This is a genomic window from Pseudomonas defluvii (assembly GCF_001695625.1).
GTDB lineage: Bacteria > Pseudomonadota > Gammaproteobacteria > Pseudomonadales > Pseudomonadaceae > Aquipseudomonas > Aquipseudomonas defluvii.
This window is the reverse complement of sequence record NZ_MBPN01000017.1, coordinates 55,593-68,842: the sequence shown is the minus strand read 5'-3', so window position 1 is coordinate 68,842 and position 13,250 is coordinate 55,593. Positions and strand designations below refer to the sequence as shown.

At 59.1% G+C, this 13,250-nt stretch carries 12 protein-coding genes; 8 read left to right on the top strand and 4 right to left on the bottom strand.

What is annotated here, in order from left to right:
- Positions 1-37 precede the first annotated feature (37 nt).
- Together EKA13_RS07225 and EKA13_RS07220 are read right to left on the bottom strand one after the other, a co-directional pair.
- Positions 38-1,510, bottom strand: a complete 1,473-nt coding sequence (locus EKA13_RS07225) for an inorganic phosphate transporter (RefSeq protein WP_065758710.1) — start codon at positions 1,508-1,510, stop codon at positions 38-40.
- A gap of 340 nt (positions 1,511-1,850) precedes the next feature.
- Positions 1,851-2,051, bottom strand: a complete 201-nt coding sequence (locus EKA13_RS07220) for a hypothetical protein (protein WP_065758709.1) — start codon at positions 2,049-2,051, stop codon at positions 1,851-1,853.
- 561 nt (positions 2,052-2,612) lie between these two features.
- Here EKA13_RS07220 and pcaR point away from each other — a divergent pair.
- The 8 genes from pcaR to pcaC all read left to right on the top strand — a co-directional run bounded on the left by pcaR (position 2,613) and on the right by pcaC (position 11,003).
- A complete protein-coding gene (gene pcaR / locus EKA13_RS07215; RefSeq protein WP_065758708.1) occupies positions 2,613-3,488 on the top strand; it encodes a pca regulon transcriptional regulator PcaR in 876 nt (291 codons plus the stop codon).
- Between the two features lie 282 nt (positions 3,489-3,770).
- Positions 3,771-5,117, top strand: a complete 1,347-nt coding sequence (gene pcaK, locus EKA13_RS07210) for a 4-hydroxybenzoate transporter PcaK (RefSeq protein WP_065758707.1) — start codon at positions 3,771-3,773, stop codon at positions 5,115-5,117.
- Between the two features lie 224 nt (positions 5,118-5,341).
- Entirely contained in the window at positions 5,342-6,199 is an 858-nt protein-coding gene (locus tag EKA13_RS07205) for a CoA transferase subunit A (RefSeq protein WP_065758706.1), read from the top strand.
- Positions 6,196-6,978, top strand: coding sequence for a CoA-transferase subunit beta (locus EKA13_RS07200; protein ID WP_176717404.1), 783 nt, complete (start codon positions 6,196-6,198; stop codon positions 6,976-6,978). Before EKA13_RS07205 ends, EKA13_RS07200 begins: the two co-directional genes overlap by 4 nt.
- Positions 6,978-8,180 carry a 3-oxoadipyl-CoA thiolase gene (gene pcaF, locus EKA13_RS07195; RefSeq protein ID WP_065758704.1) on the top strand — a complete coding sequence of 401 codons (1,203 nt, stop codon included), beginning with the start codon at positions 6,978-6,980 and terminating at the stop codon, positions 8,178-8,180. Before EKA13_RS07200 ends, pcaF begins: the two co-directional genes overlap by 1 nt.
- A 252-nt stretch (positions 8,181-8,432) precedes the next feature.
- Complete coding sequence (locus tag EKA13_RS07190) at positions 8,433-9,797, top strand: 3-carboxy-cis,cis-muconate cycloisomerase (protein WP_065758703.1); 1,365 nt, start codon at positions 8,433-8,435, stop codon at positions 9,795-9,797.
- Positions 9,798-9,808: 11 nt separating this feature from the next.
- Positions 9,809-10,600, top strand: coding sequence for a 3-oxoadipate enol-lactonase (gene pcaD, locus EKA13_RS07185; RefSeq protein ID WP_065758702.1), 792 nt, complete (start codon positions 9,809-9,811; stop codon positions 10,598-10,600).
- Between the two features lie 10 nt (positions 10,601-10,610).
- The gene (gene pcaC, locus EKA13_RS07180) at positions 10,611-11,003 is read left to right on the top strand and encodes a 4-carboxymuconolactone decarboxylase (RefSeq protein WP_065758701.1); all 393 of its coding nucleotides are present in this window, start codon (positions 10,611-10,613) and stop codon (positions 11,001-11,003) included.
- Between the two features lie 84 nt (positions 11,004-11,087).
- On the opposite strand, the gene EKA13_RS07175 is transcribed toward pcaC, so the two are convergent.
- Entirely contained in the window at positions 11,088-11,594 is a 507-nt protein-coding gene (locus EKA13_RS07175; RefSeq protein ID WP_065758700.1) for an Mpo1 family 2-hydroxy fatty acid dioxygenase, read from the bottom strand.
- A gap of 226 nt (positions 11,595-11,820) precedes the next feature.
- Entirely contained in the window at positions 11,821-13,074 is a 1,254-nt protein-coding gene (locus EKA13_RS07170) for an OprD family porin (RefSeq protein WP_065758699.1), read from the bottom strand.
- Positions 13,075-13,250: the final 176 nt, after the last annotated feature.

Genomic DNA, 13,250 nt, shown 5'->3' with positions numbered 1-13,250 from the left:
CGCCGTGAGGCGCCTTTCTTTACTGTACGGCTGCGGGTCAGACGATGACTTTGGATGCCAGCCAGAACAGCCCGGCTGCCAGCGACATCGATGCTGGCAGGGTCAGTACCCAGGCCAGAAGGATGGTGCGGACAGTGCCGCCTTGCAGGCCGCTCTTGTTCGCCACCATTGTGCCGGCAACGCCAGAGGACAGTACATGGGTAGTCGACACGGGCAGGCTGAACACGTTGGCCATGCCGATAGCGCAGGCTGCGGTGATCTGTGCCGACATGCCCTGAGCGTAGGTCATGCCTTGTTTGCCGATTTTTTCGCCAATGGTCAGTACAACCCGTTTCCAGCCAACCATGGTCCCGACGCCCAGTGCCAGGGCGACAGCCAGGATTACCCAGAAAGGCGCGTACTCGGTGGTGGCGGTGAGGTCTTTACGCAGCTTTTCAAGGTCGGCTTTTTCACGCGCTTGCAGGTTAGGCAGCTTGCCGACCTTCTTCGCGGTGTCGTCCAGGCAAAGCAGGTAGCGTCGCACTTCGACGCGCTTTTCAGGCGACAGCGAGTGGTAGTCGGAGACGCCCGCGAGCGATTGTGTCAGGGCATTGATGGTCGGTTCGGTCTGCTGCGGGTTGCAACTGAACTGCTCCGGCAGGTCGCCATTCTTTGCCTTGCCCAGTGCGAGGAACTCGCCAAGGGTAGCGTTGTTGCGCTGATAGAACTGGCTCAGGTGCAGGGTTGCGTCACGGGTGCGTTCGATCTGGTAGGTGGTGCTGTTCAGGTCGAGGACGAACTGCGCCGGGACGATGCCGATCAGTACCAGCATGATCAGGCCGATACCTTTTTGGCCGTCGTTGGAGCCATGTACAAAGCTGACGCCCATGGCTGAAATGACCAGTACCAGGCGGTTCCAGAACGGTGGGTGTTTCTTGTCGTCGACCTGACGGCGTGTTTCCGGGGTCTTGTGCATCTTCGACAGCGGGCGCCACCACTTCAGGGCAAGCAGCACCAGTGCAGCGACCAGGAAACCGGCCATTGGCGACAATACCAGCGACATGGCGATATCGATTGCTTTCTGCCAGTTGACGCCATCACCCAGCGGAATGTCGTTGAGCATCGCGTTGGCCAGGCCCACGCCCAGGATCGAGCCGATCAGGGTATGGGAGCTGGATGCCGGAATCCCGAAATACCAGGTGCCCAGGTTCCAGGTGATCGCCGCCGCCAGCAGCGAAAAGACCATGGCCAGGCCGTGGCCGGTGTTCACATTGATCAGCAGTTCTACCGGCAGCAGGTGGACGATGGCGTAGGCCACCCCGACGCCGCCGAGCAGAACACCGAGAAAGTTGAACACGCCGGAAAAGAACACGGCCAGGTGCGGTGGCATGGCTTTGGTATAGATGACTGTGGCAACCGCGTTGGCGGTGTCATGAAAGCCATTGATGAACTCGAATGCGAGCACGAAGGTCAAGGCAAGCAGCAGGCTTACCAGGACCCAGGCATCAAGTCCGCTGAATAATTCGATCATGAAGGTTTTCTGACCCGGTCATAAGGGGGCGCGATTATGCCAGAAATCATCGGTAATCGATGCACTAGCTGCTGGTCGGTAAGTACCTGTCCAGCGATGGGTCGCGACAGTGAAAAAAGAGGGTTGGCGGGTTCAGGCGGATAAAATTCGGTGAAATTGCGGTTAAATTCCGCGAAATCAAGGATTTTAAACGAGCTCAAAAAAATCATACGTTTGTATGAAATTTGTGAGATTACGTAACCGTTAACTGATCCAGCGCAAGACTCCTCCAGCTATGGCGCTGCACGCGCACCCGATAAGACCCCTCAGGGCAAGGCGGGCAGGCGGTTTGAAAACGATGCTAAGGCTCCTCTGCCTTGAGCTCCTTTTCCATTTTCTGCAGTTCCTGGGCAAACGCCTGGTCAAGAACGCTGGCGCGTTTGCGCCACGGTTTGCGTTCCGGGTCGGGCTGTGCAGCGTAGGTGGTTACTTCACCACCGTAAACTTCCTTGTAACGTTGTTCCTGGCGCTCAAGTTCCGCGCGCAGTTCATCTTTCGTCACAGTTGTTACCTGATAGTTGAAATGACACTCTGGTGTTAAGGTGGATGCTGTCCCGCAGGCAGGCTTCATACGCGACAATTGTGTATGAAACACCGTGGGCAGTCCGGGGTATTTCCGGGTAAACGGATGACCACGGGTATTTTGAAGCTTTCAAGGCGCTGTCGTCGAGCCGTTGAGCACATTTGCATGAGGCTCGAGTGACGGCGCGCACTACCGTGTCATCAAAACGTAAGTTGGATTATAGCAAGTGAGTTGAATAACTCTATCGTTCGGTACTGCCTCGGCTGCAACAACAAAGTTCTGTTGCGCATTCATGAACGTAAATGATGATCGTCCATACATGCGCTGAACGGGTTGTTGAGTCGCTGCAAAAAATAAAAAACGGCCTCGCTTCGAGAGCAAGGCCGTGCCTGGGACTTCTACGGTGGGTACCTGACCAGTCTCTCCAAGAAGCCACATGGTGGCTGGAGAAAGGTATAAGCAATTGTGGGGTGCGGTCAATTGCGATTATCGGTCGATGGTTCGATAATCGCACTCGTGAGCGTTTTGCCGAGGTAAGCCATGAACGACGAACTACAGCCTAAAGGGCCAGGACTCAACGACCAGCTGCGAAGCTCCTTTGCTTCGTTGGCACCCCCGATCGTGGCTTCGCCGGCCAAGCGCATCCAGGCATTTACTGGCGACCCGGACTTTATGACTTCGTTGGCCAGGGGGCTGGCGGTCGTGCAGGCTTTTCAGGAGCGCAAGCGCCATCTGACCATTGCCCAGATCAGTCACCGTACCGAGATCCCCCGTGCTGCGGTGCGCCGCTGCCTGCATACCTTGATCAAACTGGGGTATGCGACCACGGACGGCCGTACCTATTCGCTGCTTCCCAAAGTGCTGACCCTGGGGCATGCCTACCTGTCGTCCACGCCGTTGGCGGTGTCGGCCCAGCCCTATCTGGACCGTATGAGTGACCAGTTGCATGAAGCCTGCAACATGGCCACGCTGGAAGGCGACGATATCCTGTATATCGCGCGTTCGGCCACGGTACAGCGGCTGATTTCAGTGGATCTGTCGGTGGGCGGGCGGCTACCGGCTTATTGCACCTCGATGGGCAGGATCCTGCTGGCGGCACTTGACGATGCCACCTTGCATGAGTACCTGGAACACGCCGATCTGCAGGCCAAGACCAGTCGAACCATTCGTGATCCAGAGGCGCTGCTTGAATGCTTGCAGCAGGTTCGCCAGCAAGGCTGGTGTATTGTCGATCAGGAGTTGGAGCAGGGCCTGCGCTCGATCGCTGTACCGGTCTACGATTCGTCGGGCCAGGTGCTGGCGGCCTTGAATGTCAGTACACATGCCGGACGGGTCAGTCGCAGCGAACTGGAACAGCGGTTCCTGCCCATCATGTTGGCGGCCAGTCGTGATCTGAGTGCGCAACTGTTCGCTTGAGTGGGCTGTTCAATGTTGTTCGATAAACGCACAGAGTTGCGTTTGTCGAATTGCGCGGTATCGGGTGCCTGATTAATGTCCCTCGCATCGAGTAGCCCGACTGCTCGAACATAATAATGAGCGAGAGGCCAAGCCCCATGAATACTATCCTTCCTGTTCCCGCACACCTGTCCGACCGCGTCCTGCGCGGAAGCTGAGCCCCCGAAAAGACTGCGTCCTCCAACCGTCTGTGCCGTTTACGCGCGCATGCGTACTTTCACGCATTTTTTCTGGATAACAATAATGAACAGTCCTCAAGCTTCAGTTGGAAACTGCCTTGATGTGCAGTCCTTCATCAATGCACAACCCCTCTCACGCTACCAATGGCGTGTGGTTGTTCTGTGTTTCTTGATCGTTTTTCTGGATGGTTTGGATACCGCCGCCATGGGCTTTATCGCGCCCGCGTTATCCCAGGATTGGGGTATCGACCGTGCCAGCCTGGGGCCAGTCATGAGTGCCGCATTGATCGGCATGGTTTTCGGCGCCTTGGGTTCTGGCCCGCTGGCTGACCGTTTTGGGCGCAAGGTAGTGCTGGTGGGGGCAGTGATTCTGTTTGGTGCCTTCAGCCTTGCTTCGGCGTATAGCAGCAATGTCGATCAGTTGCTGGTGCTGCGCTTCCTGACAGGCCTGGGGCTTGGTGCCGGTATGCCCAATGCCACAACGCTGCTGTCTGAGTACACCCCTGAGCGGCACAAGTCTCTGCTGGTCACCAGCATGTTCTGTGGTTTCAACCTGGGCATGGCCGGTGGTGGTTTTATTTCTGCCAAGCTGATTCCCGTGTTTGGCTGGCATAGCCTGCTGCTGATTGGGGGGGTTCTGCCCTTGCTGTTGGCGTTGGTGCTGCTGGCCTGGTTACCGGAGTCAGCGCGTTACCTGGTAGTTCGCAACCGTGGTAACGACAAAGTACGCAAGACCCTTTCCCCCATTGACCCGGTTACGGTCGCCCAGGCCGCAAGCTTCAGTGTTCCTGAGCAGAAAACGGTCAAGGCGCGCAATGTGTTCGCGGTGATTTTCTCCGGAACCTACAGCGTTGGCACCCTGCTGTTGTGGCTCACTTACTTCATGGGCCTGGTGATCGTGTACCTGCTGACCAGTTGGTTGCCGACCCTGATGCGCGAAAGTGGCGCCAGCATGGAGCAGGCAGCGTTCATTGGTGCGCTGTTCCAGTTTGGTGGTGTGCTGAGCGCCGTCGCGGTGGGTTGGGCGATGGACCGTTTCAACCCGCACAAGGTCATCGGCGTGTTCTACCTGCTGGCAGGTGTCTTTGCCTACGCAGTAGGGCAGAGCCTTGGCAATATCACCCTGTTGGCGACGCTGGTATTGATTGCGGGCATGTGCGTCAACGGTGCGCAATCGGCCATGCCGTCGTTGGCAGCGCGTTTCTATCCAACCCAGGGGCGTGCCACAGGCGTGTCATGGATGCTGGGTATCGGTCGGTTCGGCGCGATCCTCGGTGCCTGGATGGGTGCAACGCTGCTAGGGCTTGGCTGGAACTTCGAGCAGGTACTGACCGCATTGGTGATCCCTGCTGGCCTGGCCACGGTGGCGGTGATCATGAAGGGCCTGGTTAGCCACGCTGACGCGACCTGATAGCGCATTGCGGCCGATCCTCGACAGGGTCGGCCGCTGATTGACCCCCTCCATTTCTGGCCCTACAGGCGTTGCCTGCAGGAGAGCGCGCAGGCAGTGATCGGAGTAGGAACAATCGGTTCGATTATCGAACGCTTAGTCGATTATCGGATTGAACCGCGTTCTGGACGGCCTTAATCTGAGGTCAATCCTCCCTCGACTTCAGCGACTACCAGGAGTCTGTAATGGCTGAAATCCTCTCGCTCCACGACGCCGTGAAGCAGTTCGTCAACGATGGCGACAGCGTCGCTCTCGAAGGCTTCACACATTTGATCCCGACCGCGGCCGGTCATGAAATCATTCGTCAGGGCAAGAAGAATCTGAGCCTGGTTCGTATGACGCCTGACTTGATCTACGATCAATTGATCGGTGCCGGTTGTGCCAAGAAACTGATCTTCTCCTGGGGCGGTAACCCAGGTGTAGGTTCCTTGCACCGCCTGCGCGATGCAGTGGAAAAACAATGGCCGCACGCCATGGAAATCGAAGAGCACAGCCACGCCGACCTGGCCAACGCCTATGTTGCAGGTGCTTCCGGTCTGCCATTTGCAGTGTTGCGTGCTTACGCCGGCTCTGACCTGCCGAAGGTCAACCCGCTGATCAAGAGTGTCACCTGCCCGTTCACCGGTGAAGTGCTGGCTGCGGTGCCGTCGGTACGCCCCGATGTCACGGTGATTCACGCGCAGAAAGCCGACCGCAAGGGCAACGTGCTGCTGTGGGGCATCCTCGGTGTACAGAAAGAGGCCGCCCTGGCTGCCAAGCGCTGCATCGTCACCGTCGAAGAGATCGTCGACGACCTGAATGCGCCGATGAACGCTTGCGTTCTGCCGACCTGGGCTCTGTCTGCTGTCTGCCTGGTTCCTGGGGGCGCGCACCCGTCCTATGCCCATGGCTACTACGAGCGTGACAACCGTTTCTACCAGGCCTGGGACCCTATCGCCCGCAGCCGTGAGACCTTCACCGCCTGGATCGATGAATACATCCGCGGCACTGCTGATTTCAACGCGTTCAAGGCAAAACTGGCCAGCGCTTCGGAGGCTGAATAATGAGCTACTCCACCAATGAAATGATGACCGTCGCCGCAGCCCGTCGTCTGCGCAATGGTGCCGTATGCTTCGTTGGCATTGGCCTGCCATCCAAGGCCGCCAACCTGGCGCGGCTGACCTCGTCCCCGGACGTGGTACTGATTTATGAGTCGGGCCCGATTGGTGCCAAGCCGACTGTCCTGCCGCTGTCCATCGGTGACGGTGAACTCGCCGAGACCGCTGATACCGTTGTGCCGACCGGCGAAATTTTCCGCTACTGGCTGCAGGGCGGGCGTATTGACGTGGGCTTCCTCGGTGCTGCCCAAGTCGACCGCTTCGGCAACATCAACACCACGGTGGTGGGTGATTACCATCAACCCAAGGTTCGCCTGCCAGGTGCAGGTGGCGCACCAGAAATTGCCGGCTCTGCCAAACAAGTGCTGATCATCCTCAAGCAGTCGTCGCGTGCGTTCGTCGACAAGCTGGACTTCATCACCTCAGTCGGTCATGGCGAAGGCGGCGACTCGCGCAAACGCCTGGGGCTGCCAGGTGAAGGGCCGGTAGGCATCATCACCGACCTGTGCATCATGGAACCGGAAGCGGGTACCAACGAGTTTGTGGTGACCTCGATCCACCCGGGTGTTACCCGTGAACAGATTATCGCCGCGACTGGCTGGCCGATCCGTTTTGCCGAAAACGTAGCGCAGACTGCCGAGCCTAGCGAAGTTGAACTGACTGCCCTGCGTGATCTGGAAGCGCGTACGGCGGCCGCTCATGGCCAAGCCCCAGGAGAAGCCTAATGCGTGACGTCTTTATTTGCGATGCAATTCGTACCCCCATCGGTCGTTTCGGTGGCGGTTTGGCCAGTGTGCGTGCCGATGACCTGGCAGCCGTGCCGCTCAAGGCGCTGATCGAACGCAACCCGTCGGTACAGTGGGACCAGATCGATGAAGTGTTCCTGGGCTGCGCCAACCAGGCCGGCGAAGACAACCGCAACGTTGCCCGTATGGCACTGTTGCTGGCTGGCCTGCCGGACAGTGTGCCGGGTGTAACCCTTAACCGCCTCTGTGCCTCGGGCATGGATGCGGTCGGTACAGCCTTCCGCGCCATTGCCAGCGGCGAGATGGAACTGGCAATTGCCGGTGGCGTCGAGTCGATGTCGCGTGCCCCGTTCGTCATGGGCAAGGCCGATAGCGCCTACTCGCGCAACATGAAGCTGGAAGACACCACCATTGGCTGGCGTTTCATCAACCCGTTGATGAAAGCCCAGTACGGTGTCGATGCCATGCCGCAGACTGCCGACAACGTAGCAGATGACTATCAGGTGTCGCGTGCCGATCAGGACGCCTTTGCCCTGCGCAGTCAGCAGCGTACCGCCCAGGCCCAGGCCGCCGGCTTCTTCGCCGAGGAAATCGTGCCGGTGCGTATTGCGCACAAGAAGGGCGAGACGGTTGTCGAGCAGGACGAACACCCACGTGCCGATACCACGCTGGAAGCACTGACCAGGCTCAAGCCGGTCAATGGTCCGGACAAGACGGTTACCGCAGGCAACGCTTCGGGCGTCAACGATGGTGCTGCGGCGATGATCCTGGCATCAGCCGAAGCAGTGAAAAAACACGGCCTGACGCCGCGTGCGCGCGTGCTGGGCATGGCCAGTGCCGGTGTTGCACCACGTGTCATGGGTATTGGTCCGGTGCCTGCTGTGCGCAAGCTGGTCGAGCGTCTTGGCCTGGCCGTGACCGACTTCGACGTCATCGAGCTCAATGAGGCATTCGCCAGCCAAGGCTTGGCTGTTCTGCGTGAGTTGGGGCTGGCGGATGATGCACCGCAGGTCAACCCCAACGGCGGCGCCATCGCCTTGGGGCATCCATTGGGCATGAGTGGCGCGCGCTTGATTCTGACCGCGCTGCACCAACTGGAAAAAACCGGTGGCCGTAAAGGCCTGGCAACCATGTGTGTAGGGGTTGGCCAAGGCTTGGCGCTGGCGATCGAGCGCGTGTAAACCAATGACCTCATCGCCCGGCCTCCACGCAAGGTCTGGGTGATGGGGTGATTGTTATGTGGAGCTAGGGTGTTGCCAAGCCTGTCTAGACTTTCAGAACCCTCCAAGAGTAAGTAGCCATGACTTCTGTTCGCTACATTGTGCAGTTGCTCACTACTCAGCCCGCGTCTGCCGAATCAGGCGGCCTGTTTGCATAACGATCATTGATCTACTGGCGTACCCTTGGCGGTGCGTTTTGTTGAAGGACCTGCCATGACTCAACGACCGGGCAACCAATTGTTCGATGCCTATTTCACAGCACCTGCCATGCGTGAGGTATTTTCCGACCGTGGTCGAGTGCAGGGCATGCTTGATTTTGAAGCTGCGCTGGCCCGTGCCGAAGCCGCTGTCGGGGTTATCCCGCAGGAGGCGGTAGCGCCCATAGAAGCGGCCTGCCAGGCCGATCATTACGATTTCGGCGCCTTGGCTGAAGCCATCGCCGTGGCCGGTAACTCGGCAATTCCATTGGTAAAGGCATTGGGCAAGGTGATCGCCAGTGACGTGCCGCAAGCCGAGCGTTTCGTTCACCTCGGCGCTACCAGCCAGGACGCGATGGACACCGGCCTGGTGTTGCAACTGCGTGATGCGCTGGGCCTGATCGAAGCAGACCTCGCACGCCTGTGCGAGGCCCTGGCAGGCCAAGCCCTGGCCCATGCCGATACGCCGCTGGCCGGACGCACCTGGCTGCAACATGCCACCCCGGTGACGCTGGGAATGAAAATCGCCGGTACCTTGGGTGCCCTGACGCGGCATCGTCAACGCTTGCAGGAACTCAAGCCTCGGGTCTTCTGCCTGCAGTTCGGCGGGGCTTCTGGCACCTTGGCTGCCTTGGGGGAACAGGGTTTACGGGTTGCCGACGCATTGGCTGAGCAGTTGCACCTGAGCCTGCCCGAGCAGCCCTGGCACACTCAACGGGATCGCCTGGTGGAGTTTGCTTCCGTGCTTGCGCTGATCGCCGGCACCCTGGGCAAGTTGGGCCGGGATGTCAGCCTGTTGATGCAAACCGAAGCGGCCGAAGTGTTTGAGCCTTCTGCTCCGGGCAAGGGCGGCTCCTCGACCATGCCGCACAAGCGCAACCCGGTGGGGGCCGCAGTTTTGATCGGTGCCGCGACGCGCGTGCCAGGCTTGTTATCGACCTTGTTCAGCGCGATGCCTCAGGAGCATGAGCGCAGCCTGGGCCTGTGGCATGCCGAATGGGAAACACTGCCGGAGATCTGCTGCCTGGTGTCCGGTGCCTTGCGTCAGGCGCAGATTCTGGCCGATGGCCTGGAGGTCGATGCCGAACGGATGCGTCGCAATCTGGAGCTTACCCAAGGCCTGGTCTTGGCTGAGGCGGTGAGTATCGTGCTGGCGCAACGCTTGGGGCGTGACCATGCCCACCACCTGCTGGAGAGCTGCTGCAAGCGTGCAGTGGCTGAACAACGCCACCTGCGCGCGGTGCTCGGCGACGATCCGCAGGTGAGCGCCGAACTGTCGGCAGACGAGCTCGATCGTCTGCTGGACCCTGCACACTACCTCGGCCAGGCGCGTGCCTGGGTTGAGCGTGCGGTGGCTGAACATACCCGACTGAGTGCCTGAAGGAGACTTTTGTGGCTAGCGTACAACTTGCCGATGGCGTACTGAACTATCAACTCGATGGCCCGGAAGGGGCGCCGGTACTGGTGTTGTCCAACTCGCTGGGCACCAACCTGCACATGTGGGACACCCAACTGCCAGCGCTTACCGCGCACTTTCGCGTATTGCGTTACGACACCCGTGGTCATGGCCAGTCGTTGGTGACCGAGGGCCCCTACAGCATTGAACAACTGGGGCGGGACGTGTTGGCCTTGCTCGATGCCCTGCAGATCGAGCGTGCACATTTCTGTGGCCTGTCCATGGGCGGCCTGATCGGCCAATGGCTGGGTATAAATGCCGGCCATCGTCTGAACCGATTGATCGTGTGCAACACGGCGGCCAAGATTGCTACGCCAGAGGTTTGGAACCCACGGATCGAAACCGTGCTGCGTGATGGTCAGGCCGCCATGGTTGGCCTGCGTGACGCGTCCATTGAGCGTTGGTTCACCCCGGCCTACGCGGCGTCCCACCCTGATCAGGCCAAACGCATCACCGACATGCTCGCGGCCACCTCGCCGCAGGGCTACGCGGCCAACTGCGCGGCGGTGCGCGATGCCGATTTCCGCGACCAATTGGGCGAGATCAAGGTCCCTATGCTGGTGATTTCCGGCAGTGCCGACGCGGTGACTCCACCGTCTGGAGGCCTGTTTATCCGGGACAACGTGGAGGGTGCCGAATACGCTGAGTTCCATGCTGCGCACCTGTCCAACGTTGAAGTGGGCGAACCGTTCAGTCGTCGTGTCATTGACTTTCTGTTGGCCCGTTGAGGAATTAGGTGTGGACGAGAAACAGCGTTACGAAGAAGGTATGAAGGTACGTCGTGCAGTGCTGGGCGACGCACACGTCGATCGCAGCCTGAACAACCTGACGGCCTTCAACAGCGAGTTCCAGGAAATGATCACCCGTCATGCCTGGGGCGATATCTGGACCCGTCCGGGTTTGCCGCGGCATACCCGTAGCCTGATCACCATTGCGATGTTGATCGGCATGAACCGTAATGACGAGCTGAAGCTGCATTTGCGGGCGGCGGCCAATAATGGCGTCACCCGCGACGAAATCAAGGAAGTGCTGATGCAGAGCGCTATCTATTGCGGGATTCCAGCGGCCAATGCCACCTTCCACCTGGCAGAGTCAGTGTGGGATGAGCTGGGGGTTGAGTCGCGCGAGTGACCTCGACGACCTGAAAAAACGGCGCCTGCATATAGACGTTCCCGCGTCTGTTGCAGGCGCTGGCCTTTACAGCACCATGTCCTTCTAACGCCTGGTCACCGGCCCGGCGCTGCCTTCCACAGCCGCTTTCAGGTCGGGCCGCAGCCCAAGCATGAAAGCCGCTTCTGCGACGATGAACAGCGGTCCGATGATCAGCCCGCTGATGTCATCGACAAACGCCGGTTTGCGCCTTTCGTAATAATGCCCGACGAACTGGATGGCCCAGCCTGCCACGAACAGCCCCAATCCTGCGCTAAACCAGACGGCAGTGCTTTGTGCTGCCAGCCGCTCGCCAGCCCATAGGCACAGACCGAGCAGTGCGCCCATCACCAGGCCAAAGTGTGTGTCCAGTCGCAGGTAAAACCAGGCCGAAGCAGAGGCCACGAGCAGTGCAGGTGACAGCCACATCCCCATCAGCGACAGGCCCGGGCGCGACAGCAGTACCGTCACTGCAACAACAATCAGCGGGATACCAATGAAATGCGTGGCGATGTTGCGTGGATCTCGGTGATGCGCAGCGTATTGACTGAGGTATGTGGCGAGGTTTTTCATTGTTGTTCCTCCCGTCGAGCGTCAAATGAATAACCGTCATACCTGGCGTATGCAGCCGATTCAAGGCCACAGGTGTGAGCGGTTGCGCATTTCTGTGCAGGATAGCGTGCTACAGGGGAGGGGGAGCGGCGTGCGGGGATGCAATGGGATCAAGGTTTTCGCCCCGGTTCGCCTCAAACAGCTGGCGAACCGTGGCGGAACCTCGACAGGCTAGACGTTGCGGTGCTTACAGAATACCGATCGGGTAGCTGACGATCAGGCGGTTCTCGTCGAAGGAGTTGGTGTTGAAGTCCCGGCGCATGGTCGAGTTGCGCCATTTGAACGAGAGGTCTTTGAAGGCGCCGGATTGGATGACATAGGCCAGCTCCGATTCTCGTGCCCATTCCTTGCCATTGTCGACACTGCTGGTTTGCACGTTGTCGCCGCTGATGTAGCGGTTCATCAAGGTCAACCCGGGTACACCGAGGCTGGCGAAGTTGAAATCATGGCGCAATTGCCAGGAGCGTTCCTTGGCGTTGTCGAAGCTGGAGTTGTAGCTGTCGTTGGCCAGGGTGCCGCCGCTGGTGCCGTTGACCCGCATCCAGGCGCTATCGCCACTGACGTCCTGCAGACCGACATAGAAGGTGTTGCTGCCGTAGCGTGCCGACAACAGGGCTGACGCGGTCTTGTTATCCAGCTTGCCGGCCCGTTCAGCGCCGTCTTCCTTGCCGATGAAGTAACCAAGGTTGGCACCCAGGGTCCAGTTGCCCAGTGGCTGGCTGTGAACAAGGTTGATGTACTGCTGGTTGTAGATGTCCTTGAGTTCGGCATTCCACAGGCCGATCAATGTTCGCTTTTCGTTGAAGCTGTATTCGCCGCCGGCAAAGTTGAAGCGGTCGGAAGTGAAGGCTGGCTTGCCGTTCATGTACATGTCTTCCATGCTGGCGTCATTGCGTGGGCTGTTGCCACGGAACTGGCCACCATAGAGCGTAAGGCCGGTAATCTCCTGAGAGGTGATCTGGCCACCGCGGAAGGTTTGCGGCAACGAGCGGCCATCGTCCGAACGTAGAATCGGCAGCACCGGCATCCATTCGCCGACTTTCAGCTCGGTCTTGGACACCTTCGCTTTCAATGCCACGCCCAGGCGACCGAAGTTGTCGGCTGGGCGGCCGTCATCATGAACCGGTAGCAATTGAGTGCCTGCGGTGCCTTTACCGCCGTCCAGTTTGACCGAGTACAAGCCCAGTACATCGACGCCGAAGCCGACGGTCCCCTGGGTGAAGCCGGACTTGGCATCAAGGATGAAACTTTGGGTCCATTCCTCAGCCTTGCCTTGTTTGTTTGCCGGGTCGACGAAGTTGCGATTGATGTAGAAGTTGCGCAGGTTGAGCGTGGCTTTGGCATCTTCGACAAAACCGCCTTCGCTGGCCAGTGCAGGCAGCGCGCAGGTGGTCATCAACAAGCCGGAAAACACGTGCCGTGCGGGTTGGAAGGTATTCATTGTGGTGTCTCTTGTTTTTATTGGGCCGAGGCCTTCAACCGTAACGTTCAGCCGTCACGGATCGAGGTGCTGAGCTGAATGATCAGTGTTTCAAAGCGGCGAGAGGATGGTGCTGCGAGCGGTGGGAGTGAATCAATTCGTTGCAAACGGTACTGTGCGATAAACGAACACTAACT

Excerpts from the sequence above, each read along its gene's own strand:
- pcaK (WP_065758707.1), top strand. The coding sequence starts at position 3,771 with ATGAACAGTCCTCAAGCTTCAGTTGGAAACTGCCTTGATGTGCAGTCC.
- EKA13_RS07205 (WP_065758706.1), top strand. The coding sequence starts at position 5,342 with ATGGCTGAAATCCTCTCGCTCCACGACGCCGTGAAGCAGTTCGTCAAC.
- EKA13_RS07190 (WP_065758703.1), top strand. The coding sequence starts at position 8,433 with ATGACTCAACGACCGGGCAACCAATTGTTCGATGCCTATTTCACAGCA.
- EKA13_RS07170 (WP_065758699.1), bottom strand. The coding sequence starts at position 13,074 with ATGAATACCTTCCAACCCGCACGGCACGTGTTTTCCGGCTTGTTGATG.
- EKA13_RS07175 (WP_065758700.1), bottom strand. The coding sequence starts at position 11,594 with ATGAAAAACCTCGCCACATACCTCAGTCAATACGCTGCGCATCACCGA.
- pcaR (WP_065758708.1), top strand. The coding sequence starts at position 2,613 with ATGAACGACGAACTACAGCCTAAAGGGCCAGGACTCAACGACCAGCTG.
- pcaF (WP_065758704.1), top strand. The coding sequence starts at position 6,978 with ATGCGTGACGTCTTTATTTGCGATGCAATTCGTACCCCCATCGGTCGT.
- EKA13_RS07225 (WP_065758710.1), bottom strand. The coding sequence starts at position 1,510 with ATGATCGAATTATTCAGCGGACTTGATGCCTGGGTCCTGGTAAGCCTG.